This is a genomic window from Proteus vulgaris (genome assembly GCF_023100685.1).
Taxonomy (GTDB): domain Bacteria; phylum Pseudomonadota; class Gammaproteobacteria; order Enterobacterales; family Enterobacteriaceae; genus Proteus.
On record NZ_CP090064.1, the window covers coordinates 2,710,118 to 2,731,834 of the forward strand.

A 21,717-nucleotide genomic window follows, 5' to 3' on the forward strand; every position below is an offset into this window, starting at 1 on the left:
GTAAATAGAATATAGGCAATAAAGTAAAATGACTAAAAAAATACGAATTATTTTTCTTTTTTTGACTATCGCTTTGCTTTCTTTTTTTATTCTTAATTTCTATTTTAAGCACTCCCCTTTAGCAACATGGAAATTTTATGGCAGTAATGGTGAATACATTACAGGTCGTTACTATCCACCAGCAAAAGACAGTGCAACAGATCTCATAATTTCAATTCCAGAAGTTCCAGAAAAAAACGGTTTAAAAATAACAAAATGGGATAATTGTCATTTAAATTTAAACAACGATAACAAAACATTGGATATCTCTTATTTTACAAATGGGCTCATTCAAGCCTCATTTTCCACAGATAATCCAATTTATATGCCTCTAATAGAGCTTAATTTTTATCAGCCTGATGATATGCATTGGTCGATAACTCGTTTAACTGATGGCACTTATAAAGGCTGGATCTGGGATAATGTCGCTAATCAATTAATTCCCATACATTACCAATCTGATAGAACAACATTAATTGAAGGCACTAACTATACACTGATGCCTGGTAGTTATTGGCTATTTCAGCGTTGGGATAATGGAGTATTAGTGGAAGAATACAATTTAGATGATTTACCTGCAAAAGATAACTTTATTCCTGAAAGCGATAAACAACGTCTAGAACACGCAAAAGCAGAATTTCAGAATATAGCGAATGAACTAGCAAAACCGTTAAATTTACCATTTGATTTACATTTATGGGATAACTCATTTTGTGAGTAATAACCACCATGTGAAATGCTCCCAGAGGGATGGGAGCATTTCTGACACAGAATGATTTAATTTATACTAAATAACACCATCTAATTTCATATAAATTCCTTTTAATAAAAATCAAATTCCTTTTAAAACACGAAGTTCTATTGCAAGAGTATAGATGAATAGAGTAAATAATTTAAATCTAATAAAATGTTGCACAACAGGGATATAATAATCCTATTATTTTATTTCAATAAAACAATAAAGCATCATTTTAATAGACATATTAATCAATGAAATTATTTTTTTATATTTATATTATCTTAAATACACCATCACATTTAATCATTCTTAACTAATGTTATATTTCATTTTAAAAAAGCAAGCATCTTAGGTAAATCATTTAAGTTAACTTAGCATAATAATGTGAGAATATACTACCTATAACAAACCAAGAATAGTAATTCTAACTTAATTCGTTTTTAAAAATTAACATTAAATGCCTTAAAATAATAAAATACAAAACAAAATTATCTAGAAACTCCATTCATATTAATACTTTATTTTTAAAGTCGCCTATTTTTAGTAAAAAAAAATATTAAATAAAATCTTATCTTACATTAAGAGTTCATTAATCAAACTTGATTTTACATTTTATTATATTGCTCAATTTTTATTTGGCTCTTATACTTTCTTAAGACGATTTTAGATAGGTATTATTATGAATATTTTATTGGTTGAAGACGATCTACAACTCGGTAAAGCGCTTTGTCGCGGGCTTGAAATTGCCGGTTTTCACCCATGTTGGGTTAGGTTACTTGCTGATGCTCGTGTTCAACTGAGCCAGCGCCCTTTTGATTTAATGCTATTAGATTTGGGTCTACCGGATGGCGATGGACAAGATGAACTTATTGCACTTAGAAAGAACGGCGAAAAAATTCCGATCATCATTTTAACGGCTCGAACTCAAATCGACAATTTAGTACAAACTTTAGATTCAGGGGCTGATGATTTTTTACCGAAGCCTTTCGCTATGCCTGAACTTATTTCCCGTGTAAAAGCAGTTAGCCGTAGAATGGCTGGTTTTTCATCACAAATATGGTCTATTGGGGATTTACAGCTTAATCCTGCAAACCATCAAGTCACCTTAAATGACGAACTGCTTTTATTATCAGGTAAAGAATATCAGTTGTTATACGAATTAATGCGTAATACTGATAATGTAGTGCGTAAATCCGAGTTAGAACAACGCCTATTTGGTTTAGATGATAAAATTGAAAGTAATTCACTTGAAGTCCACATGCATAATTTACGTAGAAAAATAGGAAAAGAGCGAATTATCACTGTGCGTGGTGTGGGTTATTTATTAAAAAAAGATGCTAACTAAATGAAGATCCGTTCTTTCTTTATTTACACCATTGTTCTTCAAATTATCTCTATTGTTATGCTTTGGGGCGTATGGTTAGCTTGGATACAATTTGATTATCTTGCTGAGTTTGAAAAAATTTATAATAAACAACAAGAAATTATTGCTGAGGGTTTTGCTAATACCTTAGAAAGTGTTGCTGATCAGCCTGAAGTCCTTAAAGAAATCGCTCATAACTTACAAGGTATGTATATAGATGCCATGCTCAATGGCGAAGATGATGAATTACAATATCTGCCGTGGTTTATTGCCTTAGATGCAAATAATACTCTGATTTATACTAACCGCCCTGAATTACCTATTCCAACCAGAGTGCTTTCATTAGCATCCGAAAAAGTCTCTGTGGCGGGTGAAAAGTGGATCCTCTCTTTTAGTTGGGGAGAAAAACACAAAATAAAAGTATTTATTGGTGAATCCGTTGAAGATAGGGGGCATGTTATAGGTAACCCTGTTGAGGGAACATTTGTGCCCTTTCTGTTTATTCTAGCAACAGTTATTTTTGCTATTTTAATTACAGCTTATTTTAGTTTACGTCCGTTAAGGCAAGCTGCAGAACTAATTTCTAATCGTAAACCTCGTAATTTAACGCCGATTAATGTCGGTCAACAATTTAAAGAAATACGTCCAATCTTTAAAGAATTAAACCAGTTAATGGCAAGAATTGATGCAGCTAATATTCGTGAAAAACAATTTATGGCAGATGCCGCCCATGAATTAAGAACACCAATAGCTGCTGTTATTGCTCAATTACATCTACTCTCTTTAGTAGATGATCAACATGAGCGCGAAGAGATTATTGATGATATGAAACAATCACTTGATAGAGCCGCAGCTCTTTCTCATCAAGTAATTGATTTAGCACGATTAGAATGTGATGATTTTCCACTTAAAATAGAAACCCTTGATATCTATAACATCATTGGTAATGCAATAGCACAACGTGTTCCCTATGCAATTAGTAAAAATATTGAACTATCACTAAATGAAGGGCATCCATTGCCCCTTAAAACTGATAAACAGGCATTACTCTCTATATTTAATAATCTACTTGATAATGCTATTAAATATTGTCCTAAAGGTAGCCAAGTAGAAGTTACTATTGAAAATAGATATGCAGAAGGGGTTAACATTTTTGTGCGTGACGATGGGCCAGGAGTGGCAAAAGAACATATTAATGCCCTTTTTTCACGTTTTTATCGTGTTCCTGGTTCAAATGAAACGGGGAGTGGCTTAGGGTTATCTATTGCACAAAACCTCGCTAATAAAATTCAAGCCTCATTAATTGTGGCTGAAGGACTTAATAATAGAGGTATCGGTTTTATTATCACGCTACCGTTAGAAATAAAACCATCAGAAAATGATTAATTACTTGTTAATTAACAAAATATTAGAAAGGAGGCATTCATGCCTCCTTTTTCTTTTATCACCGTAGCGTTAATTGTTGATTTATTCCCAAAGCTTTATTAGCCAACGTAACCCAGCAGTCACTATTGCGGCACTAAGCACAATCATAATAAATGGCTTTTTTTGCCAAGTGAGAACACCCGCTACCCCGACGCCAATAATTTTTGATATATCAGCAAGTTGATTGCCATCAAAAAATGTTGAGGTCGTTGCCACTGAAAATAAAATAACAATTGCTGATAATGAAAGTATCTCTTTTACACGAGGCGAAACACCGGACCTATTGTTAAGCAATATTCCGGAAAGACGCATTGCATATGTGCCAACAGCAAGAATAATAATTCCTGTAATAATAGATGCGGTGGACATTAAATTCTCCTTAGCACAAATAACACGCCAACTAATGACAATAAAACGGGGATCCCTACAGGTAAAAATAGTGTTGTTATAAGAGCAATGGCACTACCAATAATTGCAGCATTACGTGTTAGTTTATTTTTTAATGCTGGCAAACTTAGTGCCAAGATAATAGCGGGGAACATCGCATCTAACCCTAACATCTTAATATCAACAATAAATGATCCTAAATAAATACCTATCATGGTTCCTAAAGGCCAAACAAGTAAAATGCTCAACCCACATGCCCAAAATGCAAGTTTATTCTGTTCAGCTGTTCGTTGAGATAAACCAAATACAACACTTTCATCATTTAATATATGAAAGCCTAATAATGATTTAAGCCCTTTTCCGGGTAAATCTTTTACAGCCATACTGAAGGGAATATGTCGTGCATTAACCATCAATCCAGCAAGCGCTGCATAAATTGCACTTCCTCCCATCGCCACTACACCAATAAAAAGAAACTCAGAAGCGCCGGCTAAAACGAAAATGGATAACACTAATGGCACCCAAAAATCAAACCCTTGTGTATGAGCCAAAGCACCATAAGAGATACCAACAATACCATCTGCTAATGAAACAAGCAGAATGTCTCTAAGTACGTTATTATCAAGCCGACTGTTAATTTGCATAGAATATCGTATTTTTTATTGAACATATCGTTCATTATGTTGAACGATTTATTTTTTTGCAAGATGATTTTAAAGGAAGCTATGATGTCATCGCCTTGTGCGCCTATTGAAATTATTTCTCAGGCCCTTGCCCGAGAGAGAAAAAAAGCGGGCCTTTCGCTTGCTGAAATTGCAAGACGAGCCGGTGTTGCAAAATCCACATTATCTCAATTAGAAGCAGGCCAAGGAAACCCTAGTATTGAAACACTCTGGGCGATTTGTGTTGCATTAAACATTCCGTTTTCTCAACTTATTTCAGCACCACAATCTGAAGTCAAAGTTATTCGCAAAGGTGATGGCTTTAAAATTAGCGCAGAAAAAGCGTATTACCATGCTTTTTTACTTTCATCCTGCCCAATGGGGGCAAAACGCGATATATATACCGTAATTGCTCAACCGGGAAAAGATAGGGTGTCAGATCCTCACAGTAAAAATGTGACTGAGCATATTATTATTATTAGTGGTAGTGCAATGGTGGGAACGCTAGATAATCAACAAGAATTGCAACCCGGTGATTACATTTGCTATCCCGGTGATGTTACTCATGTATTACGGGCTTTAGAGCCAGATACAACCGCTGTAATGATCATTGAACATCATAATTAATACAATAAATGATAAATTTACCGCACTGTTATATTGCAATAAAAATCTAAAAACAGTGCGATAAATTTTATTAAGTATATTTGTCTATTCAATTATTTTTTAAGTGCTTTATCAAGGTAGATCTCTCGTAGACGTTGAGACAAATGCCCAACTTTCCCCTGATTAATCTCTTCATTATCGATTGAAATTATAGGCCAAATTAACGTGGTAGCTGAGCTAATAAAAGCTTCTTTTGCTTTTTTAGCTTCATCAAGCGTAAATAAACGCTCAATAACTTTAAGCCCCTCTTCTTGCGCTAATTGAATAATTGCTTGGCGCGTGATACCTGGCAAAATGTCCTGACTCAAAGGTCGTGTAATAATTTCATTATCATGATTTACAATAAAAAAATTACTTGAACTACCTTCTGTTATATAGCCATCTTTTATTAAAATAGCATCATCAGCACCTTGTTGATGTGCATAATGTTTCGCTAAACATGCGGCTAATAATGCAACAGTTTTAATATCACAACGCTGCCAGCGAATATCGTCAACACTGACTACCGAAATGCCTTTTTTGGCATTAGGATGATTAATTACTGTGGAGTGCTGAACGAAGGCAACAATTGTGGAAGGAATAGATGAAGACGGAAAATCAAAAAAGCGAGATGAATCAGTACCTCGGGTTATTTGTAAATAAATAAGCCCTTCATGAAGATGGTTGCTTTCAATAAGTTTTTGATGAATATCGATTAATTGTAATTTCGTGATAGGAAGGGATAATCCTAATTCTTTGCACGAACGCTGTAAACGTTGGAAATGTCCGTCAAAGTCAATGAGTTGACTATCAATAACTGCGGTAACTTCATAAACCGCGTCTGCAAATAAAAAACCACGGTCAAAAACAGATATTTTAGCCTGCTCTTTAGGTACAAACTGATTATTTAAATACACAACATCAGACATTTTACCTCCGTTATAACTTTTATTAACATTTAATCTTAGCCACTACCTTACTCCTTCAATTTTATATTTCAAAGATGATTTATCACCTTCCCTACCTCTTTTTAATTATAGTTTTATTTAAAGAAGTCATGTTATATAAACAAAAATTGCTATAATTTAACTTATGTCCAAAATATAAACATAAAGAGGTTGCTATGTTAGATATTAATAAAAATAATTTATCTCAGCTAACAGAGAAACTGGTTAAAAGACAATGTACCTTAATGAATATTATCGCCACATTGGGCTTTATTGCAGGTTTTATCTGTATTATTAACCCTCTCTCTTCTGGTGTTGTTATCAGTGTATTACTCGGTATCGTTTTCTTTGCCTGTGCAATATCCAGCATTATTGGTGGCTTCAATTCTCAAGTCTCTTCAGGCTGGTCAATGCTCATCACATTATTAGCTGGTTTTATTTATCTTTTACTGGGCTATATTTTTATTACTGATCCGCTAAACGGTATGCTTAGCCTGGCTTTTTTTATCGGTTTTCTCTTTATTTTTGCGGGGATATTGCGCCTAAATATCGGCTTCAAGCAAATTAAAGATAACTTTTATGGGTGGTTTAATATCTTGGTAGGATTTTTAGATCTCGTTATCGCCTATTTTTTACTTGCGTTTGGGCCTGAAACATCCGTAGCTCTGGTAATGGCATTGATTGGTATACAGCTTATTTTAAGCTCACTCACCATTTTATCGATAACCAGTGCAATAAAAAGAATGACTCGTTAATAGGCTATACAATAATCATATTCTTATTAGTTTTTGCTAAGCAAAGAGCCACATTATGTGGCTCTTGAGCAGAAAACTATTCTCTATATTAAGTGTAAGTATTAAGCACAAGGCAAGCGCAGAGATACTGTATACATATTCTCACCACAAAGATAACAATTCCCTGTATTCTCAAATATCATCACTTGGATACCTAATTGCCCCACTTCAATATTCGGTAGTGCATCAGCCAAAATACTTTCTAACACAGGTTCTAGTATTTCAACCATATTTATAGGTTCATTATTTGGTGTTATATCATGCAAGAAGTTACCTAAACGAGGATCATCTGCATAAATTTCCAATGTTGAACGATACACTAGCGTTCTTTCACTGCTATTCATTTTAGAATAACCATTAAAAATGATAACCATTTTCTGGATATGCATTTTTGCAACACGGTTTTTAATTTGTAAACATAAAGAAGGTACAAGCCTAATATTGACAGAATTAAAATAGCGATCACAAATTTGTGGAATAGTGACACTAACGCAAGGTTTAGGTGCAATATTTTTAATTTGCTTATTACACTCTCCCGTTAAAGAGTTATCAACAATAATACGCTCACGGCGAGAAAAACAAATATTATCGAATATATCAACAGTGAAGAAAGAGATGTAATGGATACCATTTGTTAATGCTTGATTTTCCAATCTAACAGAAACTGCAGATTTATCAGTGCAAGGCAACATTTTTAATTGGTCATTAAAATAAAAACCAACCTGAGTACTTTCACTAATATCTCGTCCTAAAATAAGATTTGCATTCACACAATAATTTTCACTGTGATAGCTTAAAATCCCATTTAATGTTGCAGGCACTTTCGGAGAGGGTAGCTTCTCCGTGGTTAATTCAACATAATAATCTCTTGATTTAATGGGCTTGGTAGGCTCGTCACTATTTTCAGATTCAGCATGAAAAATGGCAATTTGTTTTGGCTCACTCTTTTTAAACCTTACTTTAAAATTCGCAATACCATATTTATTCGTTTTGCCAACATTAACCATTTCTCCATCTGCGTTATAAATTTCGGGTTCAACGTCAAGAGTACTATTATCAACATCGTAGACTAATTTAACTTCTTTATTTGACGCATCCTCCCCCTCTTTATCCTGTAAATGCACGACAAAGCTTTTAGAGACACTTTCCCATTTACTTGGCCACTGCATAGACTCAGAACGTATTGTCAATAAATCATCAAATCGCTCACAGTTAGTCGCTGTGCAGTCAGTATTAGGATTGGCTTTTGGCGGTGTAACACGAATTTGTATCGGTGTTGCGTAATATACGATATTTTCATCATCTTCATCTTTTAATATCAATTGTAATGACGCCACACCATTACGATTTCCCGTTAATGAGATCTCTGTTGTATTGTTATCAACTATCGTAATGTAGACATCTTTATTATTGGGTAAAATTAAAATTCCTTTCGGGCTGGTACGCCATTCCGCCAAACGCAAATTAATCCCGGTTACAACAACCTCATATTTAATAACTCGATTTATCTTTACTTCATTATCCACTTCATCAGGCGATGCTTTGATCTGATTAAATTCAATCTTCACATCCGCATCAACAGCTTGAGCCTGAGCACTATGGGCAGGCGGCTGAAACGCTAGCGTTTCTTTCTCACCTTGTAAGATTTTTTGCAAACGTTCTTCTTTTGTTTCGATATCCATTGAGTGATTTCCTTTCTTTTTCCGATTCCATTTTTAGCTTAAAGCAAAAAAAACAAGTGAAAATCACAATAGAAAAAAGTCAACTGAGTATTGTTAATAAACGGAAATAAAAAACAATTAATAAACAATAAGATAAATAGGTTCACCAATAAGGCACCACGGCTTAAATAGGCAGAAAATACCTTTAGCATAAAAAATAATTTAAAATTTAAAATATTTTTGTATAAAGCTATTGACTGTTATGAAAATGTGATTAAAATCAATCTTAGAAAATATTTGTGACGTGAATCACATTTTATTAATAGGATACTTAATATGAAATCAATGACTTCTTTTATTACTCACTTGCACCAGGTTGTTGTACAATTATCATCAACTCGCTTACTGTAATTATTTGATTTAAAATAATAAACAGCTCAAAGCCAGAAATAGCCCCTCATCGCAAAAAAGACTATTTCTGGCTTTTACTCTATATATTTTCTTTTTTCTTACCTTATTTATCCGCGCACCTTTCGTAACAAAAAATTCACCTCCTTGAACTAAGATCTCTTTTCTGTACTCTTAATACACAATACACATTAACTATGAGGATATTTTATGCAGCAGCAACTGCTTACATGGATACGTCAATTCAATGAAGAATACGCTCAAGTCGCTTCTTTATTACTCGTTTTAGTTATTATTTTTCTTGTTGCCCTTGTTCTTCATTTTATTTTACACAAATTAGTCCTACCTCGAATTTCGAGCGCCATCAATCAATATGACCAAAAATGGCAAGTTTCATTAGAAATAAACAAACTATTTAGTCGTTTTGCTTTTTTAATCCAAGGTGTCGTTGTTAATATCCAAGCACTTGTTTGGATGGGTTCAGGTAAAACACAAGAAGTCCTCACCACCAGCGCCCAAGCTTGGTGCTTAATTTTCGGCTTATTGATGCTTTTCTCTATTATGGATCTGTGCATGCAGATCATGAGAAATTCATCCTCCTTTGGCCGATTACCGTTGAAAGGTATTTTTCAAAGTTTAAAACTCGCCGCTTCAGTCCTAATTGGGATAATGATTATTTCCCTGCTCATTGGAAAATCTCCCCTTATTTTACTCAGTGGTTTAGGGGCAATGACGGCAGTATTAATGTTGGTGTTTAAAGATCCCATAATGGGATTGGTGGCTGGTATTCAGTTATCCGCAAACAACATGATAAGCCTAGGTGATTGGTTAGAAATGCCTAAATATGGCGCTGATGGTGCGGTTATCGATATTAGTTTAACAACCGTTAAAGTCCGTAATTGGGATAATACTGTTACCACTATCCCAACTTACTCACTTATTTCAGACTCATTTAAGAATTGGCAAGCTATGACAAAATCGGGAGGACGTCGTATTAAACGAAGCCTTGCTCTTGATATTAATAGCATTCATTTCTTAGATAAAAAACAACTTGATGATTTAGAAAAAGCTCATTTATTAGCGCCTTATATCAAAAATAAGGAAAGTGAAATTAGTGAATTCAATGCGACTTTAGGCAATGAATGTCAAACACCATTAAACCAACGTGGCATGACCAATATCGGAACCTTCCGTGCATATGTTGAAGCGTATTTAAAAAATCACCCTAATGTTCATAAGCAAATGACCATTATGGTAAGACAATTAGCACCAACCTCAGATGGGCTTCCTATTGAAATTTATGCGTTTACCAATACAACTGTTTGGGTACAATACGAGGCGATTCAATCCGATATTTTTGATCATATTTTTGCTATTTTGCCCCAATTTGGTTTAAGAGTGCATCAATCCCCAACGGGAAATGATGTAAGAGCACTGAGATTTCCTGTAGAGAATAATCAGCAATAAATCATTTTTATCGAAAATCAGAAAGGAGATAAATTCTCCTTTTTGACTTTTTGTATTAACAAATATTTTGAATCTCTTATTTTGTTATCATATTAACAATCTTGTTTAATTATAATGTATTTAAAATCGCTATGTTATTCTTTATATATCGATTGATTGTTAAATCCTATTTAATCTATATTTCATTTACCACTAAAGTGGTATTTATCAAAAAATGTAACCATTTGTTTAATAATTATTTTTTTAGATAACGTTATTAACATTTTTTATATTGATATAAATCATTATAGGTAGAAGGGTTATAACTTAACATATATATACAACTTTACTTGTTGTGAAAAATGTTAGGGTAATGTCAATGTCAAAAATTAAAAATAATACTTCTATTACTGAAATGAGTCGGCGTGGATTCATTCAGTCTGCAGCAGTTATTTCTGGTGCTGCCGCTGTTGCAGGAACGGTTTCATTACCATTCGCTGCTAATGCTCAAACCCCCCAGGGTATTCGTCCTGATGAGACTTCAGAAACTATCAAATACAGTGCATGCTTAGTGAACTGTGGTAGCCGTTGTCCATTAAAGGTTCATGTGAAAGATGGCGTTATCCGTCGCATTTCTAATGAAACTATGTATGACGATTCAACATTCGGTCTTCACCAAATTCGTCCTTGTCTGCGTGGTCGTTCTGTTCGTTGGAAAACCTACAATCCAGACCGTTTAAAATATCCAATGAAGCGTGTTGGTAAACGTGGTGAAGGTAAATTTGAACGTATTTCTTGGGATGAAGCCACATCAATCATCGCCGAAAAATTAAAATACACCATCGAAAAGTATGGTAATGAAGCAATTTATTACCAATACGGTACAGGCTCTACCGGCGCAAACTTACACGGTAGAACCGCATGTAAACGTTTATTAAGCACTGTGGGTGGTTTTTTAAGTGATTACGGTACTTATTCTTACTCTCAATTAACAGGTATCGTTCCTTATGTTTATGGCGATATGTTGGAATCTCTGTTAACAGAAATTGAGAATTCAGATCTCGTTGTGATGTTTGGTCATAACCTTGCTGAAACTCGTATGTCAGGTGGTGGCCAGTTCTATGAAACGCTAAATGCGTTAGATAAGAGCAAAAGTAAAGTTATCATCATTGACCCTCGCCGTACTGATAGTGTGACAACACTGGGAGCAGAGTGGATCCCGATTTATCCAGGTACCGATGCCGCATTAGTTGCTGCACTAGGTTATGTGATGATCCAAGAAGGTATCACCGATGAAGATTTCTTACGTGAATATTGCGTCGGTTGGGATAAGCAAACACTTCCAGCATCAGCACCTGAAAATGGCTCTTACAAAGATTACATTTTAGGTAATGGTCCTGATGGTATTGCCAAAACTCCTGAATGGGCGAGTAAATTAACCGGTATTTCTGTTGCACGTATTATCCAATTGGCACGTGAAATTGGTGGTGCAAGAGCTGCGTGGATCTCTCAAGGTTGGGGTATTCAACGTACAACCAATGGTGAACAAGCCTGCCGTTCTATTATGATGCTGCCATTAATGTCTGGTCATATTGGCCGTCCAGGTACAAATACTGGCTGTTGGGGCGGTAACGTAGCTTATCCTGTAGCAAGCTTTGCACTTCCTAACCCTGTAAAAACGCTGATCCCAACATTTATGTGGTCTGAAGCGATTGCACGTGGTGAAGAATTAACGAGTAAAAATGCAGGTGTTAGAAATAAAGATAAACTCGATACTGGCATTAAATTTATGTGGTGTTATTCCAGTAACGTGATTGGTAACCAACACGCTGATCTGAATAAAACCCATGATTTGCTGCAAGATGAATCAAAATGTGAGTTTATTTTAGTGTGGGATAACCACATGACACCTTCTGCAAAATACGCAGATATTCTACTGCCAGACGTAACAACGGTTGAAACAAACGATCTTATCAATAACTCTTACGCAAGTGGTGCTTACCACTATGTTGTCCGCTTACAAAATGCGATTAAACCACTTTGGGAAAACCGCCCTTGCTATGATGTCTTAACCGACATTGCAGAAAAAATGGGTACTAAAGCGCAATTCACCGAAGGTCGGACTTACGAAGAGTGGATTGAATATTGCTATAACCAAATGCGTGAGAAAAACCCTGCATTGCCTACTTTTACAGAAACCAATGATATGGGGATTATCGATCGTAAATTACCTAATCGTAATCAATACGTAGCACTTGAAGCATTCCGTCAAGATCCTATCGCTAACCCATTAAAAACAGCGTCAGGTAAGATTGAAATTTATTCTGAAAAATTAATGCAAGATACTGAAGGCTGGGTTTTACCTGAAGGCGACCGTATTCCTGCTATTCCAGAATATTGTAAGAATGAAGAAGGTGTTGAAAACGTTAAGCTTAAAGAAAAATTCCCTCTGCAAATGACGGGTTTCCACGATAAAGGCCACGTTCACTCAAGCTATTATAACGTTGCTATGTTACGTGAAGCTATCCCACATCAATTCTGGTTAAACCCAATTGATGCGCAAGAACGCGGATTAAAATCAGGCGATATCGCTGAAATTTATAACGAACGTGGTCGCTTAAATATTCTTGTCAAAGTTACTGATCGTGTATTACCTGGTGTGATTGCAGTACCGCAAGGTGCATGGCGTTCACTTGATACAACAGGTGTAGATACAGGTGGATGTATTAATACATTAACAAGCTGGCACCCATCGCCGTTTGCTAAAGGAAATCCACAACATACAAACCTTGTTGAAGTGAAACGTGCATAAGGAGTTAACTCATGAAGCAATATGGTTTTTATTTTGACTCCACTAAATGCACTGGCTGTAAAACATGTCAAGTCAGTTGCAAGGATGAAAAAGATTTAGATTTAGGCCCTAAATTCCGCCGTGTTTATGAATACGGTGGCGGTAGCTGGGCAAAACAAGACGGGATCTGGACACAAAATATTTATAGTTATTATTTATCCATTTCTTGTAACCATTGTTCAAACCCTACTTGCGTTGCAGGTTGCCCAACTGGCGCTATGCATAAACGTGAAGAAGATGGTTTAGTGGTTGTTAACCAAGATATTTGTGTTGGTTGCCGTTATTGCGAATTGCGTTGCCCTTATGGTGCGCCACAATTCGATGAGAAGAAGAAACTCATGTCTAAGTGTGATGGTTGCTATGAACGTGTAGCACAAGGCATGAAACCGGTTTGTGTTGAGTCTTGTCCTCAACGCGCACTTGATTTTGATGATATTGAAGTGATCAGAGCGAAACATGGCACAGAGTGCGGTATTGCACCAATGCCAGACCCAAGCCTGACTAATCCAAATATCGTTATCAAAGCACACAAAGAAGCAAAACCTTCTGGTGATAAAACCGGCTCAGTTCAAAATGCGGCGGAGGTATAAACCATGCATGAACTTCCTCTAGTCTTTTTTACTGTTTTAGGTTCTTCAGCAGCAGGCCTGTTTCTTATTGCTTATATCAGTAAAAAATTAGGTCAGATTGATGAGAACCAACTGCGTAATGCCAATATTTTAGCTTTAGTCTTAACGTTAATTGGCTTAGGTATTGGTGGATTACACGTTGGTCAACCACTGCGTTTTTTCAATATGCTCTTAGGGGTTGGCCGTTCTCCAATGAGTAACGAAGCCTTTCTAAGTGGTGTGTTTACGGGATTTGCTTTTGCAACTGTCGCACTCACTATAATGAAAAAATGGAAAGGTTTACGTGAAATTTGTAATCTGCTTACTGTTATTTTTGGTTTAGCCTTTGTTTGGTCAATCCCTCAGGTTTACCACATTCCAACTATTGCTAACTGGAATACAGATTACACTACCTTGCAATTTTGGATGACTCTCTTAGTAGGTGGCGGTGTACTGGCAATGGCAACAGGCGCAAGACGTTTAGGCGCACTGTCCTTTATTATCGGGGCTATTATCACTTTTGCTACACGCTCAGGTTATGTCAGCTTCCTTGGCTTTACCGGCCCTCAACTGAGTGCTGACCAATCTCTTTTTTGGGGATTCCAATTAGCGGTATTAGCATTGGGTATTGTTATCGTAGGATTTACTGCCCTAAAAGCACAGGCGTCAAAAATGACACTAGTCACTTGCGCCGCTGCGGTGATTATTGCTGAGTTATCAGGCCGTATCGCTTTCTATAACTTATGGCATATTACAATGTGATCAATTTTATGGCTGATTAATCAACCATAAAAAAGAAACCAAAATGCATACCTTTTTAGGTATGCATTTTTTTAGAATGAAGAGCCAGGTTGCTGTAAAAAATCTAATTCTTCAGGTGTCGATGTACGACCTAAAATTTGATTACGGTGAGGGTAACGACCATATTTATCGATAATTTCTTTATGTCGTAATTCATATTGATACGTATTTTCGTCGTTAAGTTGAGAAAATAATACGACTGCATCTTGGTGTATTTTAGCTGATTCTGAATGCATAAATGGCATTATCATAAATTTACGCTTAACAGGAGTTAGCGTCAGGTATTCAGGTAAACGAATAGCTTCCTGCGCTAAAATTAAAGCCATATTATCTTGTGCAAAGGCTTTTGGTGTATCACGCCAAATATTACGAGAAAATTGGTCAAGGATAATTATTTCAGCTAAGCGCCCTTCTATAGTTTCACGCCATGATGCAAGTTCACCACGACTTGCACTTAAACATAATTCACCAAACCTACGGCTAATTTCTTTATCAAACTGCAGATCTTTTTTAAACCATTGCTCTGGTGTGCATTCTTCAAACCAAAACGTCAAAGTTGATTGATAAGGGATCATAAAAACCACCACACTTGTTGTTTATTAATCAAAACAGCGTTTATTTTCATTAAAATAAACGTCATTGACGGGTTACTACTTTGATAAGTTACCATTTTAATATAGTGACGGCTATTAACCCCAATCCGAAACAGATATAAAAATAAATCCCCTTTAAACATTGAAAAGGGGATTTAAAATGCTTCCTAGCTAACGCTTAAGTCCATTAAGTCGCGCCATCCATAAGCTAATTTATCTACAAGTATGTATAAATGACATTCATTCCATTTGTTACATTCTGTTGATATTGTGATGTAATATAATTAACCCGTACATTTTACAACCATAGAACTTATCTCTGCCTCACTACCCTGCCTTAAAAATCAGCATTTGCAAATTTCATTATTTATAGTGAAGCCACTAAAAAAGATCTATGCCGTCTTGTACTGTTTTTTTAGTGAGCATCATTTCAAGACAATAAAGATTGTTATAAATAATAATTTAAATCAATATCTTACATTTCATTTTTTGATTTTTCGGCTTTAGCCTTGTTATTATCTTGTGTGATTACACCTAAAAGAAATCAGAGATCAAAAGTGAGATGAATGTTTAAAATTTGCACATTAGTAATGACATTTATTGAAAAGTTTGCCCTATTCCTCTGTTTCTTTAACAATTTTGGAGTACAATTGCCACAGTCTATTTACTGAATGATCTGTTATGTCTGCTATCTCTGTTATTGGAATAAGCTACCTTATTGGAGCTGTGATCTCGTTTATTATTACTTTCTTTTTAACCAAAGATCCCAGTTTTGCTATGCGCCTTCTCAGTGCATTATTAATCGCACTCACTTGGCCTCTTAGCTTTCCTATGGCGCTTATTTTTTCTATTTTCAGCTAGTTTTTAATCTTATGTTTAATAAACATAGTTATATTCTATTAAATTAGAATAATAACTATTTACTGTTTTAAATTTAAATAATAAATTAATTACTTTATAAAAATAACACTTTTAGCTTAGATTTTATTTAAAAAAGAATATCTAATTGCTCGTTACTTTATTCAATAAAAACAATATTTACCGAGTTATATCAGTGTGTTATGAATAATGTTCGTTTTTTTTGAAAATAAAACGTTATTTTAAAATCTGATATAAAATAAGTATTTTTATAAATTTACATTAATGATAAAAAATAAGATAAACTCACTCAAACCATCTATCTCTAGATGGTTTTGAGTTTAAATACTTTGAAATAATTTATTATTTTTTAATAAAACAATAAATTATTTCAGGATCGTTTTCATCAAGATTTTCAATACAACCGCTTTCAATAAAGCCTAACTTAATTAACATATTTCGCATTGAATGATTAGATTTATTGGTTGATGTAAATAGCTTATCTCCTTGTGTGTTTTCTTGAAAATAAGTGATCAAGCATTTTCCATAACCTTTTTGACGATACTTTTTATCTATCATCACTAGTTCAATAAATGGCTGATTAAAAAAGTAATGATGAATAACACCATACCCCACAATCTGTGCATCCACTTCAAGAAGATAAACAGCTTGGCTATCAAGCCAAGCTTTAATTTCTTCAATACGTGAAGCATCCTGTTGAGCATAGGTATCTAACTCAATAAGCGCAGAAAGATGATGATGTGTAGCGGAGATGATTTTCATGATTTTATTGTTAAACTGTCTCTAATATTTAGAGGTTAAGTTTATATTATCGAATTACTTTTTGCAGAAAAATCTATAACTAGAATTGGTACAGTTTAGAACTTTTTCATAGCTCACAACCACTATAAGATTAGTGAGCTAGTTATAAAAAACCAAAATGAATAATATAGACTTAATTTGGTTTTTCTGGCCATTCTATACTTTCACCATCATTTACATTATATACTTCTATAAAATATTTCATTAATTTATTCCTTCTTACTTTTTCATCTGAAGAAATAATTCCCAATTCCATAGAGCAATCTAATAATTTTAATTCATCAATGACCCATTTTAGATTTCTTCTTTTATTTCCTTTTGTAGCTAAAACCAAGTTATCATTATTTATTAAATCAACAAGCACTGGATATCCATTTTCATCTGCTTGAATTCTTTTATTACCATTCTGAGCGATGCAAAGCTCAACATAATATTCATTAGTTATTTTTATTTCATAAGTCGTATAAAAATATTTTCAATTAATACACTTTTGGCGAATATAATCCTGTAAACCTAGAATGATCTGTTCTGACTGCGCAATTCGTTCTCAGAGTAACCAATAATTTCGGATAGCGGTATCAGTAGGTTTGGCGGTGTTTGCATCATCCAAGCTGGAGGAGGAAGTGATTGACGCTTTGGGGCACTCAGCGTTGATGTACACCCGCTCAGGAATACGCTCACTAATATCACGCAATCGGCCAATTTCATTTTTCGCATGAACAAGTTCCTGTGTATGCTGATTATCAAGTTGATTAAGTCGATTAATTCTTAATTGATAATCTTTATTCTCTGCAATTTGTTGAATAAGAGATTGATAGATATCATCGTATTCACTTTTCAAAGATTTATTTTTATCAATTAACCAAACCAATCCTGTACCTAGGCATAAAATAACTATTACCATTATTCTAGATAAAGAAGTCATAATAATAGCCACGCATCTTCAAAAACCTTCTCTGAATAAGGTTGATATCCAAGTTCAATATTAACAATCGCTATTACTAAAGGAATCGTGATATTTTTTAATTGTGTATTAATAGGAGCATTAATTCCGATACCTATCTCTTTTGAAGCTCGGTTAATATAGCCTATTGTATTATTTTCGTTAGGTGGAGCATAACGATTTATAATGGTTTTAATAGTATTTAAGCCATATTTTTTTTGGTACGTTTGCAATAATTTGTAGATGGCTCTTATTCCATATTCTGGTGAAATAAATTGGCAAAAGTCTTTATCTGTTTGTTCAACAGATAACCCTTGCCATTTTGAACCATGCCGGATATTGCCAGGGTTATTATTACGCTCACCTCGCGCTATTTTAGCCATTTTTAACTCCTGCTCTTCCTTTTAAAAGTTTGCTCACGGAATCTACTCCGATATAACCAATAAACACACTGGCTAAATAAGCAAACTCATGATTAATATTAAATAAAATTAAAATATCTTTAATAAACCAAGCAAACATTGCACACATCAGCCCATCTATAGAGGTTTGTTTCCATCCTCCGCCGTTATATAAACCTCGAAGAATAGCCATTCCTCCAGCTAGAGAGGCAGATATTCCTTGTTCTTTCATTGAAGAAAGAGCAATAAATATCTGTTCCCATAAATCTGGATTTTCTTTCATTGTTTCTCATGGCTTACCTCCAAATAGGAGGAAATGTAATAAATAAGATACTCATCTACCGCGCTTAAATTTAAGTACGGTTTTAACATGAGTATGTTTATGTTTTATTTATCTAGTTAGATAAATGGCGGATATAAAAAAAGACCACATTGTGGTCTTCAATTGAAAATAAGCTTTAACAAATATTGTTACTTTGTATTTGTTAAGAAAATGCAGATACAAAAAAGCCCCACCGAAGTGAGGCTCTTTATATTCTGTTGTGAGGTCTTTAGATACAAATCTCTCACTGTGGGGATATAGTATGTTTATTTTTCCTGAAAGTCAACAGCTAGTTTCTACGAAAATAAATAAAGATAGAAAATTATTACTTAACAGTTACTTCTTGAAGAATTTTTTCTGATAAAGACTCTTCTTTAAAGCATTCTTCCACTAAATGTTCAAATAATACCTTGTAGTTACTGTATGCAACTGTTTTAGAAACACTCACCACCGTTTGTACTTGTTCTAATACTTCACTGAATTTTAAACGAGGATATCCGCGTCCTGCACATTTACTACAAGGTTTAAAAACTGACATGCCCTGTTTTTCACTCTCTTTTTTATCTAAAACTTGACCACGGCCATGACAACGACAGGCCAAGCGAATTTCAGCTTTCCCTTTACAAGTAGGGCAAACAACTCGAGTTGTTTCTCTCACTTTTCGGTAAGAAGTATTACCTATAGGTTTGGCTTTAAGTTCATTTTTAAGGTTTCGCTCAAAGCCTTTAACTGTTTTTGATGTATGGCTTTTGGTAGTGAAAACATCAACGTCAATAAATCCATTACTGCAATCAGGACAAACTTTTTTGCTTGCTGCACTTCTTGCATAATCTTGAAAGGCATAATTGGCAATAATATGTAAAACCTTGGCTTTATCATTTTCAGTTAGTTTATCAATGGCTTTATATTGATATGCCTGAGTTAACGCGTATTGATAAAGACTTTCTATAGCTTCATCTGGGTGACTAATATTATGCTTAGCTAAAAACAACTCTATGCCCATCCGTCCTTTTCGCGTAACTAGGCTAATTGATGTCATCACATCAGTCACAGAAAGCGAATCTACTGCTTTAACAGTTCTTACATCACTTAATACAATGCTTTTTGGTGAAAAATATTTAGGTAAGTCTGCTAGTCTCATTTAATGCTCCTTTTGATTTCCTATCATTACTAACTTGGTCATCCATGTACCACGACAAGGCATGGCATTTATGCATCTAAATCACCCGCATTTTACGGCGTTATCTCAACGTGATTTTTACTTACCACTCTTGCATTGGTTTATTTAGTTACTATTTTGTACTTTTCGTACTTTTATTAACTACTGGTTAATGCTATATTTTAACCAAAGTGGCGTCAAGTGGTAAAGGAAATTAACCAATGGTTAAAAATGATAATAAAACGGAGTTCACAAAAAGGCTTCAAGAAGCATGCTTAGATTCAGGGATTGCTGGTCGTGGGCTGGGTAAAAGAATTGCAGATGCGTTAGCTCAACAAGGTATAAAAGTCAGCGCCCCTGCAGTATGGAAATGGTTAAACAGTGAATCGATTCCTGATCCAACTAACATTTTAGCATTAAGTCAATGGTTAGATATTCGACCAGAATGGTTAGAATATGGGCGAGGAGCAAAAAGAAATGACGGCGTTTCAGTAAATGAAATGACTCCGGTTGATGATTGGGATAATAATACACCGATAGAACGAGATGAAGTTGAAATCCCCTTCTATACTACTATTGAATTAGCTGCCGGTTTCGGAAGTTGTACCACTGATAATCAAAAGGTGGAATTGTTGAGATTTTCTCGTTCTACGTTTAATCGCTATGGTGTACAACCTAGTGATGCTGTTGCTTTTAAAGTGCATGGCGACAGTATGTCTCCTGTTATTCCTGATGGCTCTATAGTAACTATCAGCACAGGACATACAAAAATTGTTGATGGTGGTATTTATGCTATTCAACAAGGCGATCTTTTAAGAGTTAAAATTTTACATCGACTCCCCAATAACACTATTATCATTCGTAGTTATAATACGATTGATTATCCTGATGAACGTTCCACATTAGAAGAAGTGAAAATCTTGGGGCGTGTATTTAACTGGTCGGTTATGGGTTGGTAATCATTGTAATGCCTAAAAACACCACCATCTTTTTATTAATGTGGTGTTTTTTAGTACATATATACTTTAGCATTAAGATTTGATCAAAGAAAAAACCCGCTATCTCTTGCGAGATAACGGGTTCTTATATGGTGCCGGCTACCGGAGTCGAACTGGTGACCTACTGATTACAAGTCAGTTGCTCTACCAACTGAGCTAAGCCGGCTAATTCTGGCGGAAGGATAGAGATTCGAACTCTAGGATGGTTTCCCATCGGCGGTTTTCAAGACCGCTGCCTTCAGCCACTCGGCCATCCTTCCATAGCGCGGAATTATGCCTATCTCTGACCCTGCTGTCTAGTCCTGATTGTAAAAAAAATGACTTTTTTATCCGTTTGCTTAATTCTCAGTCTTTTTTTGCTTAAAAAATGCTAAACCACTAATATAGTGGTTAAATTTTGATAATTTAAAATAATAAACAAGAAGGTATTGTGAGATATATGGAACAACAGAGAAGGAAAAAAACTTAAAAAGTTGATGGTAGCAATATGCGGATAAATAAAATATAGGTAAGAAAAAACCCGCTACCTCTTGCAAGATAACGGGTTCTTATATGGTGCCGGCTACCGGAGTCGAACTGGTGACCTACTGATTACAAGTCAGTTGCTCTACCAACTGAGCTAAGCCGGCTAATTCTGGCGGAAGGATAGAGATTCGAACTCTAGGATGGTTTCCCATCGGCGGTTTTCAAGACCGCTGCCTTCAGCCACTCGGCCATCCTTCCATAGCGCGGAATTATGCCTATCTCTGACCTCGCTGTCTAGCTTCTATTGTAAAAAAATCTGTTTTTTTTGTTTGTTTGCTCAAAGTTCATTCGAATATCCCTTTTAAAGCGATAACCTGTTA

General features: G+C 35.0%; 22 protein-coding genes, 4 tRNA genes and 1 pseudogene. 11 read left to right on the forward strand and 16 right to left on the reverse strand.

Going from position 1 to position 21,717, the window contains the following annotated elements:
* Window positions 1-28 precede the first annotated feature (28 nt).
* From LW139_RS13125 to LW139_RS13135, 3 genes are all read left to right on the forward strand, one after another.
* Entirely contained in the window at window positions 29-760 is a 732-nt protein-coding gene (locus LW139_RS13125) for a hypothetical protein (protein ID WP_227335704.1), read from the forward strand.
* Window positions 761-1,457: 697 nt separating this feature from the next.
* Window positions 1,458-2,123, forward strand: coding sequence for a response regulator (locus LW139_RS13130; RefSeq protein WP_109407845.1), 666 nt, complete (start codon window positions 1,458-1,460; stop codon window positions 2,121-2,123).
* Window positions 2,124-3,527 carry an ATP-binding protein gene (locus LW139_RS13135; protein WP_166540699.1) on the forward strand — a complete coding sequence of 468 codons (1,404 nt, stop codon included), beginning with the start codon at window positions 2,124-2,126 and terminating at the stop codon, window positions 3,525-3,527.
* An 81-nt stretch (window positions 3,528-3,608) separates the two neighbouring features.
* Here the strand turns inward: LW139_RS13135 and LW139_RS13140 are convergent, their stop codons facing one another.
* Together LW139_RS13140 and LW139_RS13145 are read right to left on the reverse strand one after the other, a co-directional pair.
* On the reverse strand, window positions 3,609-3,935 hold the full coding sequence (locus tag LW139_RS13140; protein WP_166540700.1) for an AzlD domain-containing protein: 327 nt from the start codon (window positions 3,933-3,935) through the stop codon (window positions 3,609-3,611).
* Window positions 3,935-4,597 (reverse strand): AzlC family ABC transporter permease, encoded by a 663-nt coding sequence (locus LW139_RS13145; RefSeq protein ID WP_166540701.1) that lies wholly within the window; start codon window positions 4,595-4,597, stop codon window positions 3,935-3,937. Before LW139_RS13145 ends, LW139_RS13140 begins: the two co-directional genes overlap by 1 nt.
* Before the next feature lie 84 nt (window positions 4,598-4,681).
* On the opposite strand from LW139_RS13145, the gene LW139_RS13150 reads away from it, so the two are divergent.
* Window positions 4,682-5,242 (forward strand): helix-turn-helix domain-containing protein, encoded by a 561-nt coding sequence (locus LW139_RS13150; RefSeq protein WP_166540702.1) that lies wholly within the window; start codon window positions 4,682-4,684, stop codon window positions 5,240-5,242.
* Window positions 5,243-5,334: 92 nt separating this feature from the next.
* Here the strand turns inward: LW139_RS13150 and LW139_RS13155 are convergent, their stop codons facing one another.
* On the reverse strand, window positions 5,335-6,189 hold the full coding sequence (locus LW139_RS13155) for a D-amino-acid transaminase (RefSeq protein WP_227335705.1): 855 nt from the start codon (window positions 6,187-6,189) through the stop codon (window positions 5,335-5,337).
* 194 nt (window positions 6,190-6,383) lie between these two features.
* Here LW139_RS13155 and LW139_RS13160 point away from each other — a divergent pair, with 194 nt between their 5' ends.
* Entirely contained in the window at window positions 6,384-6,962 is a 579-nt protein-coding gene (locus tag LW139_RS13160; protein ID WP_109407851.1) for an HdeD family acid-resistance protein, read from the forward strand.
* 101 nt (window positions 6,963-7,063) lie between these two features.
* Here LW139_RS13160 and LW139_RS13165 read toward each other — a convergent pair whose 3' ends face one another.
* Entirely contained in the window at window positions 7,064-8,683 is a 1,620-nt protein-coding gene (locus LW139_RS13165; RefSeq protein WP_166540704.1) for a hypothetical protein, read from the reverse strand.
* Window positions 8,684-9,280: 597 nt separating this feature from the next.
* Here LW139_RS13165 and LW139_RS13170 point away from each other — a divergent pair.
* From LW139_RS13170 to LW139_RS13185, 4 genes are all read left to right on the forward strand, one after another.
* A complete protein-coding gene (locus LW139_RS13170; protein WP_227335706.1) occupies window positions 9,281-10,537 on the forward strand; it encodes a mechanosensitive ion channel family protein in 1,257 nt (418 codons plus the stop codon).
* A 358-nt stretch (window positions 10,538-10,895) separates the two neighbouring features.
* Entirely contained in the window at window positions 10,896-13,328 is a 2,433-nt protein-coding gene (locus tag LW139_RS13175) for a DMSO/selenate family reductase complex A subunit (RefSeq protein ID WP_227335707.1), read from the forward strand.
* A gap of 11 nt (window positions 13,329-13,339) precedes the next feature.
* The gene (locus tag LW139_RS13180) at window positions 13,340-13,957 is read left to right on the forward strand and encodes a DMSO/selenate family reductase complex B subunit (protein ID WP_023581764.1); all 618 of its coding nucleotides are present in this window, start codon (window positions 13,340-13,342) and stop codon (window positions 13,955-13,957) included.
* Window positions 13,958-13,960: 3 nt separating this feature from the next.
* Window positions 13,961-14,737, forward strand: a complete 777-nt coding sequence (locus LW139_RS13185; RefSeq protein WP_210813148.1) for a dimethyl sulfoxide reductase anchor subunit family protein — start codon at window positions 13,961-13,963, stop codon at window positions 14,735-14,737.
* 71 nt (window positions 14,738-14,808) lie between these two features.
* On the opposite strand, the gene LW139_RS13190 is transcribed toward LW139_RS13185, so the two are convergent.
* Complete coding sequence (locus LW139_RS13190; RefSeq protein ID WP_166540707.1) at window positions 14,809-15,351, reverse strand: DUF924 family protein; 543 nt, start codon at window positions 15,349-15,351, stop codon at window positions 14,809-14,811.
* A gap of 699 nt (window positions 15,352-16,050) precedes the next feature.
* Between LW139_RS13190 and LW139_RS13195 the strand changes: the two genes are divergently transcribed.
* Entirely contained in the window at window positions 16,051-16,230 is a 180-nt protein-coding gene (locus LW139_RS13195; protein ID WP_109407857.1) for a GhoT/OrtT family toxin, read from the forward strand.
* A 360-nt stretch (window positions 16,231-16,590) separates the two neighbouring features.
* On the opposite strand, the gene LW139_RS13200 is transcribed toward LW139_RS13195, so the two are convergent.
* From LW139_RS13200 to LW139_RS13230, 7 genes and pseudogenes are all read right to left on the reverse strand, one after another.
* Window positions 16,591-17,010: a GNAT family N-acetyltransferase gene (locus LW139_RS13200; RefSeq protein WP_166540708.1), complete on the reverse strand. Its 420-nt coding sequence runs from the start codon at window positions 17,008-17,010 to the stop codon at window positions 16,591-16,593.
* A gap of 172 nt (window positions 17,011-17,182) precedes the next feature.
* Window positions 17,183-17,500, reverse strand: coding sequence for a tail fiber assembly protein (locus tag LW139_RS13205; protein ID WP_432652215.1), 318 nt, complete (start codon window positions 17,498-17,500; stop codon window positions 17,183-17,185).
* A 62-nt stretch (window positions 17,501-17,562) separates the two neighbouring features.
* Window positions 17,563-17,757, reverse strand: a complete 195-nt coding sequence (locus tag LW139_RS20655; RefSeq protein ID WP_347877533.1) for an Rz1 family lipoprotein — start codon at window positions 17,755-17,757, stop codon at window positions 17,563-17,565.
* Window positions 17,666-17,974: pseudogene (locus LW139_RS13215) on the reverse strand (lysis system i-spanin subunit Rz); the annotation flags it as partial. The pseudogene LW139_RS13215 and the gene LW139_RS20655, both read right to left, overlap by 92 nt.
* A complete protein-coding gene (locus LW139_RS13220; protein ID WP_166540709.1) occupies window positions 17,971-18,375 on the reverse strand; it encodes a structural protein in 405 nt (134 codons plus the stop codon). The pseudogene LW139_RS13215 and the gene LW139_RS13220, both read right to left, overlap by 4 nt.
* Window positions 18,368-18,676: a phage holin, lambda family gene (locus LW139_RS13225; RefSeq protein ID WP_072068579.1), complete on the reverse strand. Its 309-nt coding sequence runs from the start codon at window positions 18,674-18,676 to the stop codon at window positions 18,368-18,370. The genes LW139_RS13220 and LW139_RS13225 overlap by 8 nt, the downstream gene beginning before the upstream one ends.
* 364 nt (window positions 18,677-19,040) lie before the next feature.
* A complete protein-coding gene (locus LW139_RS13230; RefSeq protein WP_166540710.1) occupies window positions 19,041-19,856 on the reverse strand; it encodes an antitermination protein in 816 nt (271 codons plus the stop codon).
* A 239-nt stretch (window positions 19,857-20,095) separates the two neighbouring features.
* Between LW139_RS13230 and LW139_RS13235 the strand changes: the two genes are divergently transcribed.
* Window positions 20,096-20,833 carry a S24 family peptidase gene (locus LW139_RS13235; protein WP_109407864.1) on the forward strand — a complete coding sequence of 246 codons (738 nt, stop codon included), beginning with the start codon at window positions 20,096-20,098 and terminating at the stop codon, window positions 20,831-20,833.
* A 129-nt stretch (window positions 20,834-20,962) separates the two neighbouring features.
* Here LW139_RS13235 and LW139_RS13240 read toward each other — a convergent pair.
* From LW139_RS13240 to LW139_RS13255, 4 genes are all read right to left on the reverse strand, one after another.
* Window positions 20,963-21,038 (reverse strand) — tRNA-Thr (locus tag LW139_RS13240).
* Between the two features lie 6 nt (window positions 21,039-21,044).
* Window positions 21,045-21,132, reverse strand: a tRNA-Ser gene (locus tag LW139_RS13245).
* A 293-nt stretch (window positions 21,133-21,425) separates the two neighbouring features.
* Window positions 21,426-21,501, reverse strand: a tRNA-Thr gene (locus LW139_RS13250).
* A gap of 6 nt (window positions 21,502-21,507) precedes the next feature.
* Window positions 21,508-21,595, reverse strand: a tRNA-Ser gene (locus LW139_RS13255).
* Window positions 21,596-21,717 lie beyond the last annotated feature (122 nt).

What these genes read in the sequence shown, in the direction of transcription:
- LW139_RS13160 (WP_109407851.1), top strand. Translation starts at nt 6,384, where the DNA reads ATGTTAGATATTAATAAAAATAATTTATCTCAGCTAACAGAGAAACTG.
- LW139_RS13225 (WP_072068579.1), bottom strand. Translation starts at nt 18,676, where the DNA reads ATGAAAGAAAATCCAGATTTATGGGAACAGATATTTATTGCTCTTTCT.
- LW139_RS13125 (WP_227335704.1), top strand. Translation starts at nt 29, where the DNA reads ATGACTAAAAAAATACGAATTATTTTTCTTTTTTTGACTATCGCTTTG.
- LW139_RS13200 (WP_166540708.1), bottom strand. Translation starts at nt 17,010, where the DNA reads ATGAAAATCATCTCCGCTACACATCATCATCTTTCTGCGCTTATTGAG.
- LW139_RS13140 (WP_166540700.1), bottom strand. Translation starts at nt 3,935, where the DNA reads ATGTCCACCGCATCTATTATTACAGGAATTATTATTCTTGCTGTTGGC.
- LW139_RS13145 (WP_166540701.1), bottom strand. Translation starts at nt 4,597, where the DNA reads ATGCAAATTAACAGTCGGCTTGATAATAACGTACTTAGAGACATTCTG.
- LW139_RS13185 (WP_210813148.1), top strand. Translation starts at nt 13,961, where the DNA reads ATGCATGAACTTCCTCTAGTCTTTTTTACTGTTTTAGGTTCTTCAGCA.
- LW139_RS13130 (WP_109407845.1), top strand. Translation starts at nt 1,458, where the DNA reads ATGAATATTTTATTGGTTGAAGACGATCTACAACTCGGTAAAGCGCTT.
- LW139_RS13235 (WP_109407864.1), top strand. Translation starts at nt 20,096, where the DNA reads ATGGTTAAAAATGATAATAAAACGGAGTTCACAAAAAGGCTTCAAGAA.
- LW139_RS13195 (WP_109407857.1), top strand. Translation starts at nt 16,051, where the DNA reads ATGTCTGCTATCTCTGTTATTGGAATAAGCTACCTTATTGGAGCTGTG.
- LW139_RS13170 (WP_227335706.1), top strand. Translation starts at nt 9,281, where the DNA reads ATGCAGCAGCAACTGCTTACATGGATACGTCAATTCAATGAAGAATAC.
- LW139_RS13180 (WP_023581764.1), top strand. Translation starts at nt 13,340, where the DNA reads ATGAAGCAATATGGTTTTTATTTTGACTCCACTAAATGCACTGGCTGT.
- LW139_RS20655 (WP_347877533.1), bottom strand. Translation starts at nt 17,757, where the DNA reads ATGAAATTGGCCGATTGCGTGATATTAGTGAGCGTATTCCTGAGCGGG.
- LW139_RS13135 (WP_166540699.1), top strand. Translation starts at nt 2,124, where the DNA reads ATGAAGATCCGTTCTTTCTTTATTTACACCATTGTTCTTCAAATTATC.
- LW139_RS13175 (WP_227335707.1), top strand. Translation starts at nt 10,896, where the DNA reads ATGTCAAAAATTAAAAATAATACTTCTATTACTGAAATGAGTCGGCGT.
- LW139_RS13150 (WP_166540702.1), top strand. Translation starts at nt 4,682, where the DNA reads ATGTCATCGCCTTGTGCGCCTATTGAAATTATTTCTCAGGCCCTTGCC.
- LW139_RS13220 (WP_166540709.1), bottom strand. Translation starts at nt 18,375, where the DNA reads ATGGCTAAAATAGCGCGAGGTGAGCGTAATAATAACCCTGGCAATATC.
- LW139_RS13190 (WP_166540707.1), bottom strand. Translation starts at nt 15,351, where the DNA reads ATGATCCCTTATCAATCAACTTTGACGTTTTGGTTTGAAGAATGCACA.
- LW139_RS13165 (WP_166540704.1), bottom strand. Translation starts at nt 8,683, where the DNA reads ATGGATATCGAAACAAAAGAAGAACGTTTGCAAAAAATCTTACAAGGT.
- LW139_RS13230 (WP_166540710.1), bottom strand. Translation starts at nt 19,856, where the DNA reads ATGAGACTAGCAGACTTACCTAAATATTTTTCACCAAAAAGCATTGTA.
- LW139_RS13155 (WP_227335705.1), bottom strand. Translation starts at nt 6,189, where the DNA reads ATGTCTGATGTTGTGTATTTAAATAATCAGTTTGTACCTAAAGAGCAG.